Below are 352 nucleotides of genomic sequence, written 5' to 3'. Positions count from 1 at the left end.
TCATTATGTTGCGGGTATCGACAAAGGCTGCAACACGCAGTCCTCTGCCCCGGGCGAGAACGCAGGTGTGCCCGCGCGGGGTTTCAGCGACAAGTATTCAGAGAGGAAGACAGATGTCGCACAAGACCCGGTTCGTTGCGCTCATCGCGGCTGGTGCGCTCGCGCTCCCGCTCGTTGCGTGCTCGAGCACCACCACCCCGGCCGGCACGGGAGGTGCCCAGCTGAAGGACTGCAACGTGGGCATTTCGATGCCCACCCGGACCCTGGAGCGCTGGATCAACGACGGCGCACAGCTGCAGAAGGCACTTCAGGGAGCCGGCTGCACGGTCGACCTCCAGTACGCGGACAACAA

Annotated in this window: 1 pseudogene; it reads left to right on the top strand. The window is 64.2% G+C overall.

Annotation, left to right across the window (positions count from 1 at the left end):
* Positions 1–113 precede the first annotated feature (113 nt).
* Positions 114–352, top strand: a pseudogene (locus BN358_RS10180) (ABC transporter substrate-binding protein); the annotation flags it as partial.

The organism is Sedimentibacter sp. B4 (assembly GCF_000309315.1).
GTDB lineage: Bacteria > Bacillota > Clostridia > Tissierellales > Sedimentibacteraceae > Sedimentibacter > Sedimentibacter saalensis.
The sequence above is the reverse complement of the archived record's forward strand: the minus strand, read 5'-3'. Positions and strand labels throughout refer to the sequence as shown.